The organism is Pandoraea sp. PE-S2T-3, from assembly GCF_002179965.1.
GTDB lineage: Bacteria > Pseudomonadota > Gammaproteobacteria > Burkholderiales > Burkholderiaceae > Pandoraea.
The window spans coordinates 135,114-156,611 of record NZ_NGUQ01000012.1 but is presented as its reverse complement, the minus strand read 5'-3'; the positions used below and the strand labels follow the sequence as shown (position 1 = coordinate 156,611).

General features: G+C 64.7%; 21 protein-coding genes. 13 read left to right on the top strand and 8 right to left on the bottom strand.

What is annotated here, in order from left to right:
* The 4 genes from CDV46_RS09205 to trmB form a co-directional block, all read left to right on the top strand.
* The coding region (locus CDV46_RS09205; RefSeq protein ID WP_140413331.1) for a DUF802 domain-containing protein at positions 1 to 1,466 on the top strand (1,466 nt) is incomplete at its 5' end.
* Complete coding sequence (locus CDV46_RS09200; RefSeq protein WP_170935828.1) at positions 1,463 to 2,146, top strand: OmpA family protein; 684 nt, start codon at positions 1,463 to 1,465, stop codon at positions 2,144 to 2,146. The genes CDV46_RS09205 and CDV46_RS09200, both read left to right, overlap by 4 nt.
* Positions 2,139 to 3,002: a DUF2894 domain-containing protein gene (locus CDV46_RS09195; RefSeq protein ID WP_087722371.1), complete on the top strand. Its 864-nt coding sequence runs from the start codon at positions 2,139 to 2,141 to the stop codon at positions 3,000 to 3,002. Before CDV46_RS09200 ends, CDV46_RS09195 begins: the two co-directional genes overlap by 8 nt.
* Before the next feature lie 191 nt (positions 3,003 to 3,193).
* Complete coding sequence (gene trmB / locus CDV46_RS09190) at positions 3,194 to 4,003, top strand: tRNA (guanosine(46)-N7)-methyltransferase TrmB (protein WP_087686476.1); 810 nt, start codon at positions 3,194 to 3,196, stop codon at positions 4,001 to 4,003.
* 79 nt (positions 4,004 to 4,082) lie between these two features.
* On the opposite strand, the gene CDV46_RS09185 is transcribed toward trmB, so the two are convergent.
* The 4 genes from CDV46_RS09185 to CDV46_RS09170 form a co-directional block, all read right to left on the bottom strand.
* Positions 4,083 to 4,925, bottom strand: a complete 843-nt coding sequence (locus CDV46_RS09185) for an undecaprenyl-diphosphate phosphatase (RefSeq protein WP_087722370.1) — start codon at positions 4,923 to 4,925, stop codon at positions 4,083 to 4,085.
* Between the two features lie 89 nt (positions 4,926 to 5,014).
* On the bottom strand, positions 5,015 to 5,653 hold the full coding sequence (locus tag CDV46_RS09180) for a DUF1439 domain-containing protein (RefSeq protein WP_087722369.1): 639 nt from the start codon (positions 5,651 to 5,653) through the stop codon (positions 5,015 to 5,017).
* A gap of 134 nt (positions 5,654 to 5,787) precedes the next feature.
* On the bottom strand, positions 5,788 to 6,048 hold the full coding sequence (locus tag CDV46_RS09175; protein ID WP_087722368.1) for a YkgJ family cysteine cluster protein: 261 nt from the start codon (positions 6,046 to 6,048) through the stop codon (positions 5,788 to 5,790).
* Between the two features lie 102 nt (positions 6,049 to 6,150).
* Entirely contained in the window at positions 6,151 to 6,924 is a 774-nt protein-coding gene (locus CDV46_RS09170; protein WP_058376051.1) for an SDR family oxidoreductase, read from the bottom strand.
* 108 nt (positions 6,925 to 7,032) lie between these two features.
* On the opposite strand from CDV46_RS09170, the gene CDV46_RS09165 reads away from it, so the two are divergent.
* The 4 genes from CDV46_RS09165 to CDV46_RS09150 all read left to right on the top strand — a co-directional run bounded on the left by CDV46_RS09165 (position 7,033) and on the right by CDV46_RS09150 (position 10,403).
* A complete protein-coding gene (locus CDV46_RS09165) occupies positions 7,033 to 7,686 on the top strand; it encodes a TetR/AcrR family transcriptional regulator (protein WP_087722367.1) in 654 nt (217 codons plus the stop codon).
* Positions 7,687 to 7,765: 79 nt separating this feature from the next.
* Complete coding sequence (locus CDV46_RS09160; protein WP_058379901.1) at positions 7,766 to 8,434, top strand: protein-L-isoaspartate O-methyltransferase family protein; 669 nt, start codon at positions 7,766 to 7,768, stop codon at positions 8,432 to 8,434.
* A gap of 121 nt (positions 8,435 to 8,555) precedes the next feature.
* Entirely contained in the window at positions 8,556 to 8,879 is a 324-nt protein-coding gene (locus CDV46_RS09155; RefSeq protein ID WP_058376053.1) for a rhodanese-like domain-containing protein, read from the top strand.
* Positions 8,880 to 8,888: 9 nt separating this feature from the next.
* Positions 8,889 to 10,403 (top strand): TolC family outer membrane protein, encoded by a 1,515-nt coding sequence (locus CDV46_RS09150; RefSeq protein ID WP_087722366.1) that lies wholly within the window; start codon positions 8,889 to 8,891, stop codon positions 10,401 to 10,403.
* A gap of 43 nt (positions 10,404 to 10,446) precedes the next feature.
* Here the strand turns inward: CDV46_RS09150 and waaA are convergent, their stop codons facing one another.
* From waaA to CDV46_RS09130, 4 genes are all read right to left on the bottom strand, one after another.
* On the bottom strand, positions 10,447 to 11,781 hold the full coding sequence (waaA, locus tag CDV46_RS09145; protein WP_087686469.1) for a lipid IV(A) 3-deoxy-D-manno-octulosonic acid transferase: 1,335 nt from the start codon (positions 11,779 to 11,781) through the stop codon (positions 10,447 to 10,449).
* A complete protein-coding gene (locus tag CDV46_RS09140) occupies positions 11,781 to 12,731 on the bottom strand; it encodes a Kdo hydroxylase family protein (protein WP_254915979.1) in 951 nt (316 codons plus the stop codon). The genes waaA and CDV46_RS09140 overlap by 1 nt, the downstream gene beginning before the upstream one ends.
* Positions 12,728 to 13,717, bottom strand: a complete 990-nt coding sequence (gene waaC, locus CDV46_RS09135) for a lipopolysaccharide heptosyltransferase I (RefSeq protein WP_441339322.1) — start codon at positions 13,715 to 13,717, stop codon at positions 12,728 to 12,730. The genes CDV46_RS09140 and waaC overlap by 4 nt, the downstream gene beginning before the upstream one ends.
* 200 nt (positions 13,718 to 13,917) lie before the next feature.
* Positions 13,918 to 15,315 (bottom strand): phosphomannomutase/phosphoglucomutase, encoded by a 1,398-nt coding sequence (locus CDV46_RS09130; protein ID WP_087686468.1) that lies wholly within the window; start codon positions 15,313 to 15,315, stop codon positions 13,918 to 13,920.
* A gap of 343 nt (positions 15,316 to 15,658) precedes the next feature.
* Here CDV46_RS09130 and CDV46_RS09125 point away from each other — a divergent pair, with 343 nt between their 5' ends.
* From CDV46_RS09125 to CDV46_RS09105, 5 genes are read left to right on the top strand one after another with little or no spacing between them, the layout of a single operon-like run.
* Positions 15,659 to 16,876: an oligosaccharide flippase family protein gene (locus CDV46_RS09125; RefSeq protein ID WP_087722365.1), complete on the top strand. Its 1,218-nt coding sequence runs from the start codon at positions 15,659 to 15,661 to the stop codon at positions 16,874 to 16,876.
* A gap of 4 nt (positions 16,877 to 16,880) precedes the next feature.
* Positions 16,881 to 18,011: a glycosyltransferase family 4 protein gene (locus CDV46_RS09120; protein ID WP_087722364.1), complete on the top strand. Its 1,131-nt coding sequence runs from the start codon at positions 16,881 to 16,883 to the stop codon at positions 18,009 to 18,011.
* A complete protein-coding gene (locus CDV46_RS09115) occupies positions 18,008 to 19,153 on the top strand; it encodes a glycosyltransferase (RefSeq protein ID WP_087722363.1) in 1,146 nt (381 codons plus the stop codon). Before CDV46_RS09120 ends, CDV46_RS09115 begins: the two co-directional genes overlap by 4 nt.
* 6 nt (positions 19,154 to 19,159) lie before the next feature.
* The gene (locus CDV46_RS09110; protein WP_087686464.1) at positions 19,160 to 20,314 is read left to right on the top strand and encodes a glycosyltransferase family 4 protein; all 1,155 of its coding nucleotides are present in this window, start codon (positions 19,160 to 19,162) and stop codon (positions 20,312 to 20,314) included.
* Positions 20,315 to 20,369: 55 nt separating this feature from the next.
* Positions 20,370 to 21,470, top strand: coding sequence for an MraY family glycosyltransferase (locus tag CDV46_RS09105; protein WP_087686463.1), 1,101 nt, complete (start codon positions 20,370 to 20,372; stop codon positions 21,468 to 21,470).
* Positions 21,471 to 21,498: the final 28 nt, after the last annotated feature.

Below are 21,498 nucleotides of genomic sequence, written 5' to 3'. Positions count from 1 at the left end.
TGTGGGATCAGGCACTGACGCAGCAACGCTTGTCGCACGACACGATGACGCAGGAGCTCGGTGCCGCGCTGGAACGCTTCGCTCAGACGTTCGACGCGCGTTCGAATGCCCTGATCAGCGACGTGGCGGTGAAGCTCGATACGACCAGCGGCAATGTGTCCGGTGCACACGAGCGTGTGGCGCAAGTGTGGAGCGAATCGCTGGCGCTGCAAAAGGCGGCCAACGCGTCGCTGGCCGCCGATCTTGGCACCGCATTGAGCCGCTTCACGGAAACATTCGAGCAACGCTCGGCGCATCTCGTGGACGGCGTGAGCACGCGCACGGAAGGCGCGATGCAAAGCGTTGCCGACACGGCGGCCGTGGTGTCCGGCGAGTGGAAGCAGGCCATCACTGCGCAGCAACAAGCCAACGACTCGCTCACGCAAGACCTCGCCGCCGCGCTCGCGCGCTTTGCCGACACCTTCGACACGCGCTCGACGCAACTGCTGCATGGTGTTTCGACGCAAATGGACGCCGCGTCGGCCAATGTCGCACACGCCTGGCGCGACGCCATCGCCGAACACGCTCGCGTGAGCGAACAACTGGCGGGCGGCAATCAGCAACTCGTTGCCGCGACGACGACGGCCTTCACCGAACACAGCGCGTCGCTGCTCGACGCCCTGAACGCCGCCAACGCCGCGCATCACGACGCCACTGCCGAGCGCGAGACGCAACGTCTGTCGGCATGGACCGCAACGCTCGAAGGCACGCTCGCGACACTGCGCGAACAGTGGCAGCAGATGGGCGCGCAAACGGCCAATCAGCAACAGACGATCTGCGAGACGCTCAGCCGTACCGCGCTCGAAATGTCGGAACAGTCGCGCAACAACGCGAGCGACACCATCGCCGAGATTTCGCGCCTGATGCAGACCGCTGCCGAAGCCCCGAAGGCCGCCGCCGAAATCATCGCCGAACTGCGTCAGAAGCTCTCGGACAGCATGTTGCGCGACAACGCCATGCTGGAAGAACGCTCGCGCCTGCTCGATACGCTCGGCACGCTGCTCGACACGGTGCGCCATGCAGGCAACGAACAACGCGCGGCGGTCGACGATCTCGTCACCACGTCGGCGCAGTTGCTCGAACGTGCCAGCGCGAATCTGGGCGACGCCATTGCCGCCCAGACCGAGAAACTGGCCGCCGCGTCGGCGCAGGTCACCGGCAGCGCGGTGGAAGTGGCGAGCCTCGGCGACACGTTCGGCGCTGCCGTGCAGGCCTTCGGCGAATCGAACACGCAACTGCTCGACCATCTGCAACGCATTGAAGCCGCACTCGACAAATCGATGGCCCGCAGCGACGAACAACTCGGCTACTACGTCGCGCAAGCCCGCGAAGTGGTGGAGTTGAGCGTGATGTCGCAAAAGCAGATTCTCGAAAACCTGCAACAGCTGGGCGCGGCCCGCACACAACCGGGTAGCGCGGCAGCATGAGCCACGACTTCGACTCCGAGATGGCCGACGGCGACGTTGGCGCCGCCGCACCGGCGTGGGCCGTGTTCGGCGATCTGATGTCGGTGATGCTCGGCGCGTTCGTGCTGATCATGCTTGGCGTGATCGGCGTGCAGCTCGAATTGTCGGCCAAGCTGGAGCGCGAGGTGAAGGAACGTCAGGCCGAAACGCAACGCCGCGAGACGCTGGAGAAAGCGCTCGCCGGGCCGCTGGCGGGCGGGCGCGTCACGATCGTGAACGGCCGCATCGGTATCAGCGGCAACGTGCTCTTCGCGCTGAATTCGGATCAGTTGCAGCCGCAGGGCCGCGAAGTGCTGCGCAGTCTCGCCGCGCCGCTCGCCGCTTACCTGAAAGTGAGCGACGAGATTCTGATGGTCAGTGGCTTCACCGACGATCAGCAAGTGCGTGAGACGAACCGGCGCTTTGCCGATAACTGGGAGTTGTCTGCGCAACGGGCGCTCACCGTCACGCGCGAGTTGATCGCCGCAGGTATTCCCCCGTCGTCGGTGTTCTCGGCCGCGTTCGGTGCGGAACAGCCCGTGACGTCGAACGGCGACGAGGCCGGCCGCGCCAAGAACCGGCGCGTGGAAATTGCACCGATGCCGCGCAGTAGTGCGGGGAATGCGGGGAATACAGGCAAGGCCGGGAAATCAAATGGCTGACGCTGATCCCACCGATTCGGCTGACACCGCCGACGCCGCCGATAAGTCGATCTGGCAGACCCAACTCGACCTCTGGCGGGCGCAGCAAGCCGACAAGCGCGACCCGGTTCGCTTTCACCTCATTGAGGCGCTAGCGCGGCGAGCAGAGACCTATACGGGCGAAGCAAGGCGCGTGCTGGACGCGCGCCTGCAAACGCTCGTCGACGCCTTCTCGAAGGCTTTGACGGACGGTGCGAACGGTGCAGCCCCGGACGCCCACGACAGCGTTGCCACGGCGCCGGAAGGCGGAGTTGCTGCCATCTCGCCATCCCAGTCCTCCCAGTCCTCCCAGTCGCCCCTGTCTGCCCTGATCGCCGACATGACGCAACGCGTCGGCGAGCGGCCCGCACGGTCGGTAGCGTCGCTCAAGCGTCCCGCGAACCCGGCACCTGTGGCGCGCCCGGTCAACGCGGCTTCATCCGGCGCAGCGGCAGGTGTTTCATCCGCCGCTTCATCGGTCGCCCCTGCCATCGCGCCGCCCGCGCCCCCAACGGTCATCGCAACCGACGACAGTTTCGAAGACATGGACGTGCTGGAGTATTTCCGCGAAACCTGGTCGAAGCTCAGCACCGACGGCAATCTGCGGCAGTCGCTGGCGCAGGTGCCGGAGAACGCCGGGCCGCTGAATTCGAGTCATCTCGTGCATCGCGCGCTCTCGCTCATGCACGACGTGTCGCCCGACTATCTCCGCCACTTTCTGCGCCATGCCGACGCCCTCTCATGGCTCGAAGACATGGACAGCGCCGGCGCAATGCGCAACAAGAGCGCGGCGCGTGTCGCGGCTTCCGCCAAGCCCTCGCGGGCAAAGGCGCGTTGAGCGGCACCGGGGGCCAACTTGCCAGTCAAGACCGTTCCGGGCGATAATCGCGCTCGTTCCCGCTGCCAAGGCGCGGGAAATTCCTTTGAAAAATCATCGTGTTGGGCGCCAGCGCGGGCATCACTGCCAAGCGCGCCGCCCGCCGCAGCACTTCCTCGACAAGCCGTCGCCCCCGACGGCTTTCTGCTTCCATGACGAACCACGCGAACCACGGGCGACCGCCGACTGACGACGCGCAACCGGCCCACGACGACGACGCCGACCTCGACGCGCCGAACACCTCTGACGCGCAAGACGACGAAGCACAGATCGGTCCGGACGGCGTTGCGCACCCGCGCCGCATCCGCAGCTTCGTGCGCCGTGCCGGTCGCAGCTCGGAAGCGCAAAAGCGCGCATTCGACACGCTCGGCCCGAAGTTCCTCGTGCCCTACGCGCCCGAAACGCTCGACTGGCCGGCCGCCTTCGAACGCCCGAACGCCCCGCGCATTCTCGAAATCGGTTTCGGCATGGGCGACGGCACCGCGCATATCGCCAAGGTGCGCCCTGACGACGATTTCCTCGGCGTGGAAGTGCACGAGCCGGGCGTGGGCGCGCTGCTCAAGCTCATCGGAACCACGCCGCTGTCGAACGTGCGCATCATCCAGCACGACGCCGTGGAAGTGGTTCAGCACATGCTGCCGGAAGCGTCGCTCGACGGCGTTCACGTGTTCTTCCCGGACCCGTGGCACAAGAAGCGCCACCACAAGCGCCGCCTGCTCCAGCCGCCGTTTGTCGCACTGCTCGCCTCGCGCCTGAAGCCGGGTGGTTATCTGCACTGCGCGACCGACTGGCAGGAATACGCCGAACAGATGCTCGAAGTGCTGGGCGCCGAGCCGACGCTCGAGAACACCGCCGCCGACTATGCGCCGCGTCCCGACTACCGTCCGGTGACGAAGTTCGAGAACCGTGGCCTGCGCCTCGGTCACGGCGTGTGGGATCTGGTCTTCAGGAAGCGCGGCTGAACGGCGCGATTGAAAGGCTGAGGCATACGAAAAAGGGCACCGCGAGGTGCCCTTTTTTCATTGCGTCAATCCGTGATGCTTAGTCTGCCCAGACCACCAGCCCGCTGTAACCGGTCGCCAGCACCACCAGACCGAACACGATGCGGTACCACGCGAACGCGGTGAAGTCGTGCGACGCGATGTAGCGCAGCAACCAGCGCACGCAAATGAACGCACTGATGAACGCCGCCACGAACCCGACACCGAACAGGCTGAAGTCATCCACCGACAGCGTGGCGCGCGCCTTGTACAGTTCGTAGATGGTTGCGCCGAACAGGATCGGAATCGCGAGGAAGAACGAGAACTCGGTCGCCACCTTGCGCTCCAGTCCGAACATCATCCCGCCGATGATCGTGGCCCCCGAGCGCGACGTACCGGGCACGAGCGCGAGACACTGTGCAAAGCCGACCTTCAGCGCATCGGCGACCGACAGATCGTCGATGGAATTCACGCGCGGCAATTGGCCGGCTTCGACATTGCGGCGGTTGTGACGCTCGACCAGCAGAATGATCACGCCACCGACGATGAACGCTGTGGCCACCACCGTCGGATTGAACAGCACCGCCTTGATGTGCTTGCCGAGCAGCAGCCCCAGCACGATGGCCGGCAGGCAGGCGACGATCACGTTGATGGCAAAACGGCGCGAGGTGGCATCGCTGCCCAGCCCCGCCACGACACGTGCAATCTTCGCGCGGAATTCCCAGCAGACGGCCAGAATCGCGCCGAACTGAATCACGATCTCGAAGACCTTGCCCTTGTCGTCGTTGAAGTTGAGCAGACTGCCGGCCAGAATCAGGTGCCCCGTCGACGAGATCGGGAGGAATTCGGTCAGACCTTCGACCACACCGAGAATGACCGCCTTAAGCGCCAGCAACAAGTCCATGCAATGGTTTCCTGATAAGTCTTGAAAGGGTGAAATCGGGAGATGCGTGAGCCCGGCATGCGTTGCCGCCGGCTCAACGATTCATCGGTTCAACGGGAATCGAATTTGACGTTCACACCGTGCGACAGCACGGTGATCTGGCCCGGTTGTCTTGCCACGCCGCCAATGCTCAGTTGCTCGGGCTTGAACGTGTAGATCGGGGCGCCCTGCAACAACTGAGTGGCGAGCAATGCGCCGGCAGCGTTGAGCTGGCGCGACCAGCGCTCGGGCAAACCGTCAATCGTGAATGTCTCGACTTCCGGATCGCGCAGCACCACGGACATCGTGGCCGGGTCGTAGGCCAGCGCACTGTCGATGGCCAGCGTGCCGGTGAGCGGCGCGCCGCCAAGCGGATGCGTCACGGTGGCGTCGACGGCCACCGCCAGACGGTTGCGGTCTGGCAGCAGCGTCAGACGCGGGTGCGACAGGTTCACGTCAAGCACCGCCAGCACGCGGCGGTCGAACGGAAACTTGCGCTCCAACGCGCGCTGCAACTGGCTTTCGGAAAAGGTGTAGTCGTTGCCGAACGGCAAACCGGCACATGCGGCGAGCCCGGCAGCGAGTGCCGATGCGCCCGTGAGGGTCAGCCAGCGACGACGCGACGGGTTCGTCGCTTCGTGCACATCGCGTGTGTCCAATGCCTCGCACTGCTGATGATGTTGCCGGTCCGGATGCGTGTGACGCGCCATGTCTCGTTCCACTACAGGGCGCCCAGCGCCCGACACGCGCGACTATAGCATTCGCCCATGACGCCGAACTACCCGGTGCCTATCGGCGTAGCGCTGTGACGGATGGGGTTTGATGCATGGGGGCGATCCGCCGGTTACTGCACCGGTGCTGTCAGCGCTTCGAGTTCGGACAGCCAGCGCACGGCGTGTTCGCGGTCGTCGCCACACATTTCCAACGAAGGTTGCAGCGAGCCGCACACGGCCGGGCGCAGCGGGCTGCCGAAGATCTGGCAGCGGTCGGCATCGTCGAGTTGCACGCAGCGCGTGTTCGCCGGCTTGCCGTGCGGCATGCCGGGAATCGGGGACGAGATGGAGGGCGCGATACAACAAGCCGCGCAATGCGGTCGGCAGTTCATGAAACGATCGGTTGGGGCCGGTGGCGGAGGTGTCACCGGACAAGCAGGCTGCGCATTTTACCGCGTGCGCAACCTGCCCCGCCCCTGCACTCGGTTACCCGTTCACCACGGCAACGCGCCTGCCACGTCGAAGAAGCCGCCGTTGACCGCACCACGCTCGCCCAGCGCCAGCATCACCACGCTGCGCGCGCCGTCTTCCACGCTCTGGGTGCCCCGTTTGCCGTTCAGATCGGTCGCCGTGTAGCCCGGATCGACCGAATTCACGGTGATCGCCGTCTCGCGCAAGGTGTGCGAGAGCTGCACGGTCAGCATGTTGAGCGCCGCCTTGGAGGCGTTGTACCCGATCAGCTTGAACGCGGCATGCTCCCACGCCGGGTCGCCGTTGTTGGCGAGCGAGCCCAGACCGCTCGACACGTTGACGATACGCGCGGCGTCCGAGCGCGACAGCCACGGCAACATGGCTTGCGTCACCCGCAAGGTGCCGAAGAAGTTAGTGGCAAATACCCGCTCGACCGCCTCGATGGACGCCCGCTCGGGGGTGTCGTCGCGCGGATCGGTAATGCCCGCATTGTTCACCAGCACGTCAAGCCGGCCGTGATAGCGCCCGATCCGGTAGGCCGCCGCGTGCAGCGTCTCCGGCTTGAGCAGGTCGATCACCAGCGTCTCGGCCTGAAAACCCGCCTTGCGCAGCGGGGCCACCACCTCTTCACCTCTTGCCTCGTCGCGGGCCCCCACCACCACCGTCATGCCCGCCTCGGCGAGCGAGCGTGCCACTTCCTGCCCAATACCCTTGGTCGCGCCCGTCACCAGTGCCACCCGTCCCAGATGGCGTTCGGCGTCCGCTCGCACTGCCTTGTCGATTGCGTCCCGTTTCATCACTGCTCCCGTCGTCATGCCTGTTGTTCTGCGCTGAACTGCATGCAAAGCCGCGCAAATTTGTTAGCATCGAGTTTATGAAGAATCCTTCAGATTTTCTATTCGCATATGAAACCGGACTTCCGAGGGGCCTCAGGGCCCCGTAAATCGCCGCAGCAGGCCCGTTCGCGTGTCACGATCGACGCGATTTTCGAGGCCGCCCTTCAGGTTTTGCTGCTCGATGGCGGGCGCCAGCTCACCACCACCCGGGTGGCGGAGCGCGCCGGGGTGTCGGTCGGCACCCTCTATCAGTATTTCCAGAACAAACAGGTGCTGCTCTATGCCGTGCTGGAGCGGCATATCGACCGCATCGTCTGTACGGTGGAAAAGACGTGTCTGGATTCGCACGGCCTGCCGCTCGAGGCGATGGCCCGGGCGCTTGCCGACGCGTACGTCGGCGCGAAGATGACGGATATCGAGGAAGCGCAGGCGCTCTATCGTCTGTCGGAAGATCTGGATGGCCGGGAGGTATTTGCGGGGGCCAGCCAGCGCATGCATGCGGCGGTCGTCGCCATGCTGGATACCGCGCAGGACGGGCGTTTCGACGATACGAGCACGGTCGCTTTCGTGTTCCTGAATTCGATGACGGGGCCGATCAAGGCGATTCTTGAGAACCGCACGCCGGCGGGCACGACCTGCGGCCAGCTCGCTGCGCACATCGCCGATCAGATCGCCACGATGTGTGCGGCATATCTGCATCGGGTGACCCTTCCCAACCCATAAGTTCACGCGTCATCATGACCGTCGCCCGGAACTGGTAAAATGCGCGGTTGTGTTTGCCTACAATCCCACGGTAATCGAAATGAATTACGAACAGGCCCGCTTTAACATGATCGAGCAGCAGATCCGCCCTTGGGATGTGCTCGATCAGCAGGTGCTCAATCTGTTGACGGTGGTCAAGCGCGAAGACTTCGTGCCGGCGCCCTACCGCAACCTCGCTTTCACCGACGTCAAGATCCCGCTCAAGGGCGCCGCGATCAGCAACGACAGCCAGTTCATGCTGGAACCGCGCGTCGAAGCGCGCATTCTGCAAGCGCTCGCGCCGAAGAAGAACGAGAACGTGCTGGAAATCGGTACGGGTTCGGGCTACATGGCCGCGCTGCTCGCCTATAACGCGCATCACGTGACCACGGTGGAATTCGACGCCTACCTCGCCCAGACCGCCCAGCAGACGCTGCGCGCGAACGGCGTGACGAACGTGGAAGTCGTGAACGCCGACGGCGCACAAGGCTGGAGCGCCGCCGCCCCGTACGACGTGATCGCGATCTCGGGCGCGCTGGCAGAACTGCCGCAGGCCTTCCTCGCGCAGCTCAAGGTGGGCGGCCGTCTGGCAGCCTTCGTGGGCGGCTCGCCGGTGATGGAAGCGCAACTGATCACGCGTCTGTCGGAAAACGAGTACCGCACCGAAAACCTGTTCGAGACGCAAGTGGCCTATCTGGTCGCGCCGCAACCGTCGAGCTTCAAGTTCTGAGCCCGGCGCCCGGGTGTGTGCCGCCGCCAGCTGACGGCGGCGCGCCCGGATTGCCGTGTGCGGACCAGTCCCCCGGGGGATGAATGAGGACTGGCCGCCATTTATACGACACACGTTGATCATGCAAAACATTACACCGGCGCAATTAGCCCAGTGGCTGGCGGATGGGGACCGCGGCCAACCCACGCTTCTGGACGTGCGTGAGGATTGGGAAGTGCAGACCTGCCACATTGCGCAGAGCAAGAACGTGCCGCTTGGCGACGTGCCTGCCCGCCTGAACGAACTCGACGCCGACGCGCCCATCGTGTGCATTTGCCATCACGGCATGCGCAGCGCCCGTGCCGCGATGTTTCTGGAACAACAAGGTTTTACCCAGCTTTTCAATCTCGACGGTGGTATCGATGCCTGGGCTCGCCAGGTCGACCCGTCGATGCCGACTTACTGAGCCAGGGCCATGCGCCCCTCGAGGCTCGCCGCGCATCCGCGCGCGGCCAAGCGTGCGCCTGCCCTGCGCGCAGCGTCTGCGATGCCCGTTGTCCTCGCGACGATGTGCTTCGCGCTCGCCGCGCCCGCCGGTGCCACCGATCTTCTCCAGCTTTATGGGGAAGCCCAGACCCGCGACGCGCTGATCGCCAGCGCCCGTTCGGCCTATCTCGCGAATGTCGAAGCCCTGCCGCAGGCACGTGCTGCCCTGCTGCCGCAAGTGACCGCGCGGTGGAGCACCGTGAATACGCACTACGGCTCGGGCAATATTTCGAACACGTTCGGCAGCAGCGGTTACAGCCTCGCGCTCACGCAACCGATCTTCCATTGGGATAGCTGGCAGACGTATCAGCAAGGCAAGCTGACGGTCGCCGCCGCCGAAGCCTCGTTTGCGCAAGCCGAGCAGGATCTGATTCTGCGTGTCGCAGGGGCGTATTTCGATGTGCTCGCGGCGCAGGATGACCTCGCGCTGGCCGGTACGCACAAGCAGGCGATTGCCGAACAGCTCGCCGCCGCGAAGCGCAATTTCGAAGTGGGTAACGCGACGATCGTCGACGCGAATGAAGCGCAGGCCAGTTTCGATCAGGCCACCGCGCAGGAAATCGCTGCGCAGAACACGCTCGACGTACGCCGCGCTGCATTTGCGCGCATCGTCGGCCATCCGGTCGGCTCGCTCGCGACGCTGCGTGCTGGCTCGACGCTGCCCTCGCCGCAGCCGAACAATGTGGCGGACTGGGTCGCACAAGCGGAACAAGCGAACTACGGCGTGCAGTTGCAGACGCTGACGCTGGAGACGGCACGACGAGAAACGTCGAAAGCGAAGTCGGGCTATATGCCGTCGATCGATCTGATCGCCAGTGGGGCGCACTCGAACGTCGGTAACGCGAACAGCCTGCTGTCGTCGGCGATGTCGAGTCCGACCAGCCAAGGCTCAGGGCCCAGCTCGGCGGGACAGATCGGCATTCAGATCAGCATTCCGATCTTCTCGGGCGGCTCGGTGCAGAGCAAACTCCGCCAGACACTTGCGCTGGAAGACAAGGCAACGAGTGATCTCGATGACGCACGCCGGCTTGCCGTGCTGAGTGCGCGTACGTCGTATCTCGGGGTTTCCAGCGGACTGGCGCAGGTGAAGGCGCTTGAGGCCGCAGAGCAATCGGCGCAATCGTCGGTGGCGTCGAACAAGCTGGGCTATCAGGTCGGCATTCGCATCAACGCCGACGTGCTCAACGCGGAAGACAAACTCTTCACGACACGTCGCGATCTCGCCAAAGCACGCTACAGCACGCTGCTCTCAAGCCTTCAGTTGAAGGCCAGCGCGGCCACGCTGGTGGACACCGATCTGCAATTGCTCAACGCACTGCTGACGGAAAATCCTGACGCGTCGGCTGCGATGGCTGGTGTTCGCGAAGCCGCACCGAAGAACTCCGGCGCGGGGTTGCCTGAAAAAGGTGTGCGGCCGGGAACGACGGCGCCGTTGCGGCGCTAAGGCCGATTCGTATCACTCGGTCTGTCCCTCGGGACAGACCGGCTCAAGTCGCACTCGGTGCCGCTTTTACGACTTGCTCGACCGTCGTCTCCTCACCCAACCAACGGCCCAGTGCGCCCACGGTGCGCTGGGTCGCGCCCTGATGCTGCTTGGCAAATAACGTCGCCGCCGTACGCATCGCCAATCGACGATCGTCGTTGACCAACAAGTCCGCTAACGACGCCGCCAACTCGCCCGCATCGCTCACCCGTCGAGCAGCGCCCGCCGCCAACGCGTTTTCACTCGCCTGCGTGAAGTTGAACATGTGCGGACCGAAAATCACCGGGGTTCCCGCAGCACACGCTTCAATCAGATTCTGGCCGCCCAACGGCAGCAAACTGCCGCCGATGAATGCGATGTCCGCCGCCGAAAAATACGCCGGCATCTCGCCCATCGAGTCGCCCAAGACCACTTCGACGTCGGCAGGCAGCGGCGTGCCGTCGTCAGGCCACGCGCTGCGGCGCACGTAGTTGAGTCTGAATTTCTCCAACATCGCCGCGACTTCGTCGAATCGCTGCGGATGCCTCGGCACCAGCACCAACAACGCGCGACGTCCTTCGTCCGACGCTGCCGCCAACATGGCCCGTGCCTGCAATACCTGCGCTTCCTCACCATCGCGTGTGCTGGCGGCCAGCCACACTTTCCGATTGCCGAAACGCTCGCGCCACACTTTGCCCAGCGCTACCAGTGCGGGGGGTGCCGTCATGTCGAACTTGAGATTGCCCAGCACGTCGACGTCATGCGCACCCAACATGCGCAAGCGCTCGGCGTCGGCATCGCTCTGCGCAAGCACGCGCGTGAAACCACCGAACACCGGACGGGCCGCTTCGCCAAACTTGGCCGCCCGCTTGAATGAGCGCGCCGACATCCGCGCATTGACGAGCACCAGCGGCGTGCCTTGCTCGCGGCACGTGAAGATCAGGTTCGGCCAGACTTCGGTCTCCATCACCACGCCGACGCTCGGGCGCCACTGCTTCAGAAAGCGCCGGATCGGCCCGACCATGTCGTACGGCAGGTAACAGCGCAGCACGCGATCGCCGAACAGGCTTTCGCCCGTGGCACGGCCCGTGGGGGTCATGTGCGTGAGCAGGATGCCGTGCGACGGGTATTGCTCGAGCAAAGCTTCGATAAGCGGCTGCGCTGCACGCGTCTCGCCAACGGAGACGGCATGCACCCAGATGAGCGGGCGGCCGGTGTACGGCGCCGCATCGTAAAAACCGAAACGCTCACCAATGTGACGGCGATAGCCCGGCTCGAACCGGCCACGCCACCACAGGCGAATCACCGCGAGCGGTGCAACGATCCACCACAACGCACCATAGACGAGACGCAGGAACATCAGATGAGCGCCCGGTGCGTGAGACGTTGCAAGACCGCCAACGGCGAGCACTCGGGGTGCACCATCGCGTCGGCCGGCAGGAAGAAGGTCTGTTCCATCATGAACTGTCCGGACATCACGGCATGCGAGGTCTGGTCGGAAAAACAGATCCACACACTCCCCGGCGGAAACGGCATGGTCTGCTGATCGGCCTCGCTCTGGTAAGTCATGTCGGCCTTCATGCCGTCGTGCAGATTCAGCATGATGTGGTCGTAACCGCTGCGCGGACGCTTGGTAATGCCCACCGCGTTTTGCAACCACGCGGAACCCGGCCACTGAGTCGGCACTTTCGGCAGGAAACGCTTGGCCACGTCTTCGAACGGCTCGCCCACGCGCCACACGCGAGGCTGGCCCGCCGGGTTGATGTTGGTGAACACGCGCAGGATGCGCTCGCCATAGTTCGGCCGCGACGGGAACGCATCGACGTGCAGGCGGCTGTCGTCCTTGCGCCACGAGGTCTGGCGCGTCTCGACCTGATGCAGACGCAGGCTCGTCGGCGCCGCGCGCAGCTTGCCCCGGTACTCGGGCAACAAGCCGTCGATCAGGCTGCACGCCTGCGCGTAGTAACGCTTCACGAGCGCATGCACGGCACGCTGGGTGGTGTCGTCGGACGCCACGCCCACGAGGACGTCGGTTTTTGGATCGAGGCTGATGTTTTTGCGCTTGGGATCGGCAATCGCCGGGTCCAGCAGACGCTTTTCGTCCGCGCCGATCGCAAAGGCCAGATGCGGGAAATACAGCACTTTGCCGGCCTCGACATCGGCTACCAGCCGCTCGCGCGGCAGCGACAACTCGCCGCCCTGCCAGTTGCCGGATTCGACGGTGACGATCTGGCCGCTTTCCTTGCCGGCATTCACGGCGTTCGAAGTGTTCGCGGTGTTTGCGGTGCTGGTTGAATTCGTTTGGCTCATGCGTTTCGGTCCTCCCCGGAGGCGGCGACGTTGCCCGGCAACCCATGCGCTGACGGCGAGGCTGCCGGCAACAACGGTGCGAACGCGCGCACGGTGTCGCGCACCTGCGCGAGCGTGGGTTTATGCTCGGCGTCGCCGAGATTGACGATGTGCGGCGACCAGAATCCGCCGGTGCGCCACGCAGTGCTGAAATTGTATAGCTCGATAGTCGGGCGGTTCAGCGCTGCGGCAATATGTACCAAACCGGTATCGACGCCGACGGTGATCGCGCCTCGGTCAATCAGCCCGACCACCTGCGACAGATTCATCTTCGGCGGGACCCATGCGCTGTCACCGAGCGCCGCGCCCAAACGCTCGGACACCTCGCGCTCGGCCGCACTGCCCCACGGCAACACGATCAGCAGGCCCTGCGCAGCCAGATCGCGGCCCAGCGCAATCCAGTCAGCCTCGGGCCACGTCTTGTCGTCACGCGATGTGGCATGCACGAACACGGCATACGGGCGGTCCGGGCACTGGCTGTGATCGGCACGCTCGGTCGCAATGCCGAAGTCGATATCCCCCGGCACCTCGAAACCCATCGCCCCGGCGACCAGCAGGCGCGAACGCGTCACCACGTGGGTGTGCGGTTCGATCTGCACCATATGTTGGTAGAGCAGCCGCACAGGCCATTCATAGCTGGCGCCTTCGGTGCGATTGCCCAGCCCCCACACGGCACCACGCGCCGTGCGCGCGATCCAGCCGGTCTTGACCAGACCCTGCGTGTCGATCACGTAGTCGTAGGGGGTTTCGCGCAAGGCACGGCGGAATGTGCCGATCTCCTGCCATGTCTGGGCAGCGAGCGGCTTCTTGCGCCAGCGGCGCAGCGCAAAGGGGATAACCCGGCGCACACCGCGCACGAGTTTGACGAGGTCGACGAAGCCCTCTTCCACAACCCAGTCGATCTGGGCGTCGGGATAGTGACGCAGGATGTCCTGCACCACGGGCATGTTATGGACGACGTCGCCGAGCGACGAGACTTTGACGATCAGAACCTGCAACCGAACGCTCCGGCGGTTCGGCCGGGCCTCGTGAGCAAAAACGCGATTTTACTCTGTCCCGGCCCGCCAATCATGGCTTCGGTGACAGTTCGGGCCCGACGCCGCCAGTGGCTGGCAAACGTCAGGCCCGAAATGCCCTCAATCCACGCTTAGAACGGCAGCTTGGCGTCCGGCTTGACCGCCAGAATGGCGCTGCGGAAGTCGTCCTGAATACGCTTGATGGCAGCCTCGCTGTCGGCCTCGAAACGCAACACAACGACCGGCGTGGTGTTGGACGAGCGCGCCAGACCAAAACCATCCGGATACTCGACACGCACGCCGTCGATCTTGATGATTTCCTGCGAGCCATCGAACTTCGCGGTCTCGCGCAGCTTGTCGATCAGCGCGAAGTTCTCGCCTTCGGCCAGCGGAATCTGCAACTCGGGCGTGGAGATCGAGTTCGGCAGCGCGTTGAGCACTGCGCTCGGATCGGCCGACTTCGAGAGAATCTCGAGCAGGCGCGCGCCGGTGTACAGGCCGTCGTCGAAACCGTACCAGCGGTCCTTGAAGAACACGTGACCGCTCATCTCACCAGCCAACGGGGCGCCGGTTTCCTTGAGCTTGGCCTTGACCAGCGAATGGCCCGTATTCCACATGACCGGCTCGCCGCCATGCTCACGCACCCAGCTGGCGAGATTACGCGTGCATTTGACGTCGTAAATGATCTTCTCGCCCGGGTTGCGGCTCAGCACGTCGGCCGCGAACAGCATGAGCTGGCGGTCCGGATAGATGATCTGGCCGTCTTTGGTCACAACCCCCAGACGGTCGCCGTCACCGTCGAAGGCGAGGCCGATCTCGGCATCCGTGGTCTGGAGCGTGCGGATCAGGTCCTGGAGGTTCTCGGGGTGTGCCGGGTCCGGGTGATGGTTCGGGAACGTGCCGTCGACGTCGCAGAACAGCTCGATGACGTCGCAACCCAACGCATGGAACAGCGCCGGGGCGTAAGCGCCGGCCACACCGTTGCCGCAGTCGACGGCAATCTTCATCGGACGCGCCAGATGCACGTCGTTCGAGATGCGCGAACGATACGACTCGCCGATCTCGTCGGCCGTGTAGGTGCCCTGACCCGTCTCGAAATCCTGCTGTTCGATGAGCTTCGCCAGACCCTGAATGGCATCGCCGTAAATGGCACGGCCACGCAGCACCATCTTGAAGCCGTTGTAGTCGGGCGGGTTATGGCTGCCCGTGACCATGATGCCGGAATCGACGACGCGCCCGTGCAGGGTCACGTTGGTGGCGAAATAGACCATCGGGGTGACAACGACGCCGATGTCGACCACGTCGACGCCGGCGGCGCGCAGGCCGTCGGAGAGTGCGCCGACCAACTCGGGGCCGGACAGGCGGCCGTCACGGCCGACCACGACAGCATTGCCGCCTTCGCGACGCAGCGCCGTGCCGAAAGCGCGACCGATCAGGTGCGCGACGTTGGCATCGAGGGTCTTGCCGACGATGCCGCGAATGTCGTATGCCTTGAAAATCGCAGGCGAAACTTGCGTGGTTTGCGTCATGGAAAAGGGTCTCTCGGGAACGAGGGGGAAATTAGTACCTGATACGAATAGCTGAAGCGGGTACCCAAGCGGATTCGCGAAGCGGCATGTCAGAGCACGCCGCCATGCTGCCAGATCAAGAACGGCCCGCCACGAAGGCAGGCCGGTAACGGCTGCATTACGCTAAAATTATACGGGACTTCGCCGCACTGCGGCACGCCGCGAAACCCTTGTCAGCGAGTACCTACAATCGCCCTGCGAACCGTACCGGCTCACGATGACAAGCCAGTGAAGTCCCCCAGCACCGGCCTCCCAAGGCCGGTTTTGCTTATTTTGAGAACGAGTGAGCCCCGCGCCCGCCCACATGCCCTACCGGACCATCATTCGCAACATCCTCTGGATGCTGACCGAGCGCGGCGCGCAAATCGTCGGCGGCATCGTGGTCTCCGGCCTGCTCGCCCGTAGTCTCGGTGCCGCCCAGTTCGGCCTGTTTCAATACGCGCAATCGCTGGTATTTCTGGCGGCCTCGCTCACGCTGCTGTGCGGCAGCGAAGTCGTCGTACCGCGCCTCGTGGGCAAGCCCGAAGCGGAGCAGCGCACGGTCATCGCTCACGCCTTCATGCTGCGTCTCGGCGCCGCCGCCGTGGCCTACGCGGCACTGGCCGTCTACGTCATCGTGTTTGCCGACTCGGAACTGATGGCCGCCGCGCTCTGGCTCGGCGTGGCGCTGTGGTTCCGCGAGCCGGTCGGCATCGTCATCGCCTGGTTGCAGGCACGCACGTTCAATCGCCCTAGCGTGACGGCCAACTTGTGCGCACTCGGCGCCAAACTCGCACTGGTGGCGGTGTTGTTCGTCACCCATGCGGGCATCGTCGCGTTCGCCATCGTCTACGCCGTGGAAGCCGCGGTCGCCGCCGCACTGCTCGCCCGCCATTACTTCCGGCATTCACCGTCCACCCGAGTGATCTGGCGTCCCGAACTGCTGCGCGAATTGCTCACGAACGGCATGACGTTCTGGGGCGGTTTGATGCTGATGATGCTCTTCAAGCGCATCGATCAACTCGTGCTCAAACCGATCATTCCGCTGGCCGAACTTGGCGCCTACGCGGCCGCCATGCAGATTACGGAGAACTTCGTGCTCGTCGCGCCGATCATCGCGAATTCGCTGGCGCCACAGTTGATCTTTCAGGCCAACGATAACCTGCACGCGCGCCGCAATACGGTGCGCGCCATGTGGCTGATGGTCGCGGCCGGGGCAAGTCTGGCCATCCCCATCGCGCTGCTCGCCCCCTGGATCGTGCATTTGATCTACGGCGCCGGGTTTGCGGAGTCGGCGCAGATTCTGCGTGTGTCGGCCCTGATGGGCATTCTGGTGTTTGCCGACGCTGCGCTCAATCTGACGCTGGTGCGGCGCGGTGCCGGGCGCTGGGTGATCGCTAAATGGCTGTTCTCGGCAGTGGTCGCGTTCGCCGTAGTGCGCACGTTCGCCCCGCAAATCGGGGCACTGGCGGGGGCACTGGGGTACGGCGCGGGCTACGCGGCCGCCCTCGGTCTCGGCATCTGGCTGCTGCGACGGGATTGACGCGATGACGACAGCCTCCCCCAACCGCACGCCCCGGACGATCTGCCTGTTCACCGGCACATTGGCCGCCTTCGCCGGTGCCGAGCGGGCGACCGCCACGCTGGCCAACGCGCTTGCCGCACGCGGCCACCGCGTCCACGTGCTTTCGCTGTGGGGCCACACACCCGTCTTTGCGTTGGCCTCCGACGTTCAGCATCACGCACTGTTTGCCGAGCGCGTGGCTTTCAAACATCACTATTTGTCGATCGTTCGAAACGTTCGGCGGTACGTGCAAGAACACGGTATCGACGTAATGATCGACGTCGACCCGATGCTCGCGCTCTACACACTGCCTGCGACGTTCGGCCTGTCGTTGCGCCGTATCGCGTGGGAGCACAGCACTTATGCGAGCGACCTCGGCCGTCGCGCGCGCCGTTGGGCCCGCAGTCTGGCCGCACGCCGCTACGATGCCGTCGTGGTGCTTACCGACGCCGATCGCGACGCCTGGCAAGCTCGCTATCCTCACGCGCGAGCGCAGTTCGTCACGTTGCCCAACCCGCTGGGCATCGCAGCCCCGGCCGAAGCGCCCTCGCATGATGACGCACGTTGCATTCTCGCTGTCGGGCGTCTGGTGCCCGAAAAGGGGTTCGACCGGCTGATCGACGCGTGGACGAAAATCGCGGCGGACGCGCCCGGCTGGCAGGTCCGGATCGTTGGCGACGGGGCGTTGCGCGATGCCCTTATTGCGCAGGCCCGCGAGCGCGGTGCCGGCGACAGCGTGCAGTTGCTGCCGGCGGTAGCCGACATCGCCCGGCATTACGCCGAAGCCGCGATCTACTGCCTGCCGTCGCGACGAGAAAGCTTCGGACTGGTGCTGCTCGAAGCACAGGCGTTTGCGCTGCCCATCGCGGGCTTTGCTGCCGACGCCGGGCCCCGGGCACTGCTGCATGACGGGATCGATAGTCTGATCGCTACCGATGGCGATATCGACGCGCTCGCCGTCGTCCTGCGCCGTCTGATCGACGATGCCCCACTTCGCCAGCGGCTCGGCGCTGCCGGCTACGTGCACGCTCAGGCGTACCTGCCCGATGCCATCGCGGCGCGTTGGGAGGGGATGTGGTCGCACGCGACAACTGCCCCGGGGAGCGCCGCATGAAGATCGTACTATTCGTGACCGGCTTGCAGTTGGGCGGCGCGGAAACGCAGGTCGCCGATCTTGCTCGTGGATTTCTCGCGCGCGGGCACGATGTCGTCATGATCTCGTTGACCGGCGAGTGCACCGTTCGGTTGCCGGACTCCCCCCGCTTTTCCCTGATCGAATTACGCGCCGCCAAGACGCCTTGGTCGCTGGCGGCGGCCGTCGCGAAGTTTGCCTCGCATATCCGGCGCCTGCGGCCGGACGTCGTGCACGCCCACATGGTGCATGCGAACTTGCTGGCCCGCGTTGCCCGGCTGTTTGCGCCGATGCCGGTGCTGGTGACCAGCGCGCACAGCCGCAATGAAGGCGGCAAGCTGCGCATGCTCGCGTATCGGCTCACCGACCGGCTCACCGACCTGACAACCAATGTCAGCGACGACGCCGTCGCCGCGTTCGTGGCCCAACACGCCGCCCCCGCCGCGCGCATCGTCAGCATGCCCAACGGTATCGACACCCAGCGTTACCGCCCCAATCCGGCCGACCGCCCCGCCCTGCGTGAACGTTTGCTGTCAGCAGATGCCCGCTCGCCCGCTCCGCCCGGGCCGCCCGTCGTCTTCGCTGCCGGCCGTCTGGTCGACGCGAAGGACTACCCGACGCTGTTCGACGCCTTCGAGCGAGTGCTCGCCGACATGCCGGATGCCCGGCTCTATATCGCCGGCGACGGCCCGCTGCGTGCCGCCTTGCAGGCACAGATCGAGACGCTGAACCTGTCGCACGCCATCACGCTGCTGGGCCGTCGCGACGATGTAGCGCAGTGGCTGCGCGCGGCCGATGTCTACGCCATGTCGTCGGCATGGGAAGGCCTGCCGCTGGTGGTCGGCGAAGCCATGGCGAGCGGCCTGCCGGTGGTGTCGACCGATTGCGGCGGGGTACGCGAACTGCTCGGCGCTGGCGGCGGCAACGTCCTTGTACCGGTCGGCGATGCCCGCGCGCTGGGCGATGCCCTGACCCGCCTGCTGCGCCTGAGCGCCGGCGCACGCGATGCGATCGGGGCCGCCAACCGCGAGCGCATCGTCACTCATTACTCGCTCGACGCCGTCGTGGCGCGCTGGCTCGATGCCTACGCGCAGCTCGCCGCACGGCCCGCTTCAACTCACTGATCGCCCATGCGCCCACCCGTTCTGTTCTGCTCCAATTCGTTCTGGTCGATCCACAACTTCCGCGGCGGCCCGATCCGTGCCCTGCTGGCCGACGGCTACCCGGTGCATGTGGTCGCCCCGGATGACGACTATGCGCCGCTCCTGCGCGCGATGGGGTGCGTTGTTCACCTCATGCCGATGGCGTCGAAGGGCAAGAATCCGCTCGACGATCTCGCGCTTGCCCGGCGGTTGTTCCGCCTTTACCGCAGCGTTCGCCCCGCCGCGTGCTTTCACTACACGATCAAGCCCAATATCTACGGCGCCATGGCCGCGCATTGGGCGCGTATTCCCTCGGTGTCGATCACGACGGGGATGGGCACGGTCTTCATCAATCGTTCGTTCCTGACCCGGATCGTCCGCCTGCTTTACCGCCACGCGTTTCGCCATACGCGCGAGAACTGGTTCCTGAACGAATCGGATTTCGACGCCATGGTCGGCGGCGGGCTCGTCGACTTGCGCAAGGCGCGGCTGCTGCCCGGTGAAGGGGTAAATCTCGATCACTTTGCCAGCGCACCATGGCCGGCCGACAACGGTTCGTTCCGGTTCCTGCTGATTGCCCGCATGCTGCGCGACAAGGGGGTGCTGGAGTTCATCGAGGCGGCCCGCGCGCTCAAGACGTCGGCCCCGCATGTCAAATGCCAGTTGCTGGGTCCGGCCGACGTGGAAAACCCCACGGCCATTTCACGCGACCAGATCGCCGAGTGGGAACGGGAGGGGCTGGTTGAGTATCTGGGGGTGACGCAGGAGGTGCGGCCCGCGATCGCACAGGCGCACTGCATCGTGCTGCCGTCGTATCGCGAAGGCTTGTCCCGGACGTTGCTCGAAGCCGGGGCGATGGCACGCCCGGTGATCACGACCGACGTGCAGGGATGCCGCGAAGTGGTCGACCATGGCATCACCGGATGGGTCGTACCCGTTCAGGATGCCAAGGCGCTGGCAACGCAAATGGCGGCAACTTCTGGCATGCCCCTGCCGGAATTGCAGGCAGTTGGAAGGGCCGGGCGTGCTAAAGTAGCGCAAAATTTCGACGAAGGTCTGGTGATCGCGGAGTATTTCAGAATCCTCGGCGAGATCGATGGGAGCCCCACTCGCACCCGGCTCTCATCCGATTCAGCGCAATAAGCTGACACCAGTCGCACATAAGAACTAACAACGCGCTCAACGACTTGTCCGCACTATGCTGAACCTGACATTGGCCCTCGTAGTTTCGTTTGTCACCACGCTGCTGATCGTGCGTTATGCCCACGTGCATGCGCACTTTTCGAGCGACAGCGACACGAAGGGCGTCCAGAAGGTCCATGCGCACCCGGTGCCACGCATCGGCGGGCTGGGCATCATGCTCGGCCTGCTCGCCGCCGGCACGTTTGCGAAGCTTCACTACGACGGCCCCCTGGAGGAGATTCTCCTTCTCGCGGCGAGCGCCGCCCCGGTGTTCCTTGGCGGCTTCATCGAGGACATCACCAAGCGGGTGTCGCCGCGCATGCGCCTGTTGTGCGCCATGATCTCGGCGTTCGTCGCCTATCTGATACTCGGCATTCACATCAATCGCATCGGCATCGCGCCGATCGATAATCTGCTGACGATTCCCGTCATTTCAGTGGTACTGACGGTCATCTGTACGGCCGCCATGACGAATGCGGTCAACATCATCGATGGCTTCAATGGTCTGGCGGCGATGGTGAGCATCTTCATGTTCGCGTCGCTGGGCTACGTCGCGTTTCAAGTGGGCGACTACATCGTGCTGGCCACGTCGATGATCATGATCGGGGCCGTGCTGGGCTTCTTCATCTTCAATTACCCGAACGGCCTGATCTTCCTCGGCGACGGCGGGGCCTATTTTGTCGGCTTCATGCTGGCCGAACTGGCCATTCTGCTGGTCATGCGCAACCCGGCCGTGTCGCCGTGGTATCCGGCGCTCATGCTGATCTATCCGATCTTCGAGGTGTGCTTCTCGATCTACCGCCGCCGCTTCATCCGGGGGGTGTCGCCCAGCATGCCCGACGGCGTGCACCTGCACATGCTCATTTACAAGCGCATTCTGCGCTGGGCGGTCGGCTCGCGGGTCGCGGCGCAACTCACGCGCCGTAATTCGCTGACGTCGCCGTACCTGTGGGTGCTTTGCCTGCTGGCGGTCATTCCCGCCACGATCTTCTGGCGCCACACGGGCATTCTCGTTGCGTGTTGTCTGGCGTTCATCGTGACCTACACGTGGCTGTATCGCCGCATCGTACGGTTCCGCTCGCCGCGCTGGTTGATCGTCAAGAAAAAGAAATCCTGATTGTCCGCTTCACTCTTTGATGGCCTCA

Bases quoted from the DNA above. Each gene is read 5' to 3' on its own strand.
- CDV46_RS09165 (WP_087722367.1), top strand. From the start codon at position 7,033: ATGAAACCGGACTTCCGAGGGGCCTCAGGGCCCCGTAAATCGCCGCAG.
- waaC (WP_441339322.1), bottom strand. From the start codon at position 13,717: ATGCCCGTGGTGCAGGACATCCTGCGTCACTATCCCGACGCCCAGATC.
- CDV46_RS09120 (WP_087722364.1), top strand. From the start codon at position 16,881: ATGACGACAGCCTCCCCCAACCGCACGCCCCGGACGATCTGCCTGTTC.
- CDV46_RS09170 (WP_058376051.1), bottom strand. From the start codon at position 6,924: ATGAAACGGGACGCAATCGACAAGGCAGTGCGAGCGGACGCCGAACGC.
- CDV46_RS09185 (WP_087722370.1), bottom strand. From the start codon at position 4,925: ATGGACTTGTTGCTGGCGCTTAAGGCGGTCATTCTCGGTGTGGTCGAA.
- CDV46_RS09155 (WP_058376053.1), top strand. From the start codon at position 8,556: ATGCAAAACATTACACCGGCGCAATTAGCCCAGTGGCTGGCGGATGGG.
- CDV46_RS09110 (WP_087686464.1), top strand. From the start codon at position 19,160: ATGCGCCCACCCGTTCTGTTCTGCTCCAATTCGTTCTGGTCGATCCAC.
- CDV46_RS09130 (WP_087686468.1), bottom strand. From the start codon at position 15,315: ATGACGCAAACCACGCAAGTTTCGCCTGCGATTTTCAAGGCATACGAC.
- CDV46_RS09180 (WP_087722369.1), bottom strand. From the start codon at position 5,653: ATGGCGCGTCACACGCATCCGGACCGGCAACATCATCAGCAGTGCGAG.
- CDV46_RS09115 (WP_087722363.1), top strand. From the start codon at position 18,008: ATGAAGATCGTACTATTCGTGACCGGCTTGCAGTTGGGCGGCGCGGAA.
- CDV46_RS09160 (WP_058379901.1), top strand. From the start codon at position 7,766: ATGAATTACGAACAGGCCCGCTTTAACATGATCGAGCAGCAGATCCGC.
- waaA (WP_087686469.1), bottom strand. From the start codon at position 11,781: ATGTTCCTGCGTCTCGTCTATGGTGCGTTGTGGTGGATCGTTGCACCG.
- CDV46_RS09175 (WP_087722368.1), bottom strand. From the start codon at position 6,048: ATGAACTGCCGACCGCATTGCGCGGCTTGTTGTATCGCGCCCTCCATC.
- CDV46_RS09200 (WP_170935828.1), top strand. From the start codon at position 1,463: ATGAGCCACGACTTCGACTCCGAGATGGCCGACGGCGACGTTGGCGCC.
- trmB (WP_087686476.1), top strand. From the start codon at position 3,194: ATGACGAACCACGCGAACCACGGGCGACCGCCGACTGACGACGCGCAA.
- CDV46_RS09150 (WP_087722366.1), top strand. From the start codon at position 8,889: ATGCGCCCCTCGAGGCTCGCCGCGCATCCGCGCGCGGCCAAGCGTGCG.
- CDV46_RS09125 (WP_087722365.1), top strand. From the start codon at position 15,659: ATGCCCTACCGGACCATCATTCGCAACATCCTCTGGATGCTGACCGAG.
- CDV46_RS09195 (WP_087722371.1), top strand. From the start codon at position 2,139: ATGGCTGACGCTGATCCCACCGATTCGGCTGACACCGCCGACGCCGCC.
- CDV46_RS09140 (WP_254915979.1), bottom strand. From the start codon at position 12,731: ATGAGCCAAACGAATTCAACCAGCACCGCAAACACCGCGAACACTTCG.
- CDV46_RS09105 (WP_087686463.1), top strand. From the start codon at position 20,370: ATGCTGAACCTGACATTGGCCCTCGTAGTTTCGTTTGTCACCACGCTG.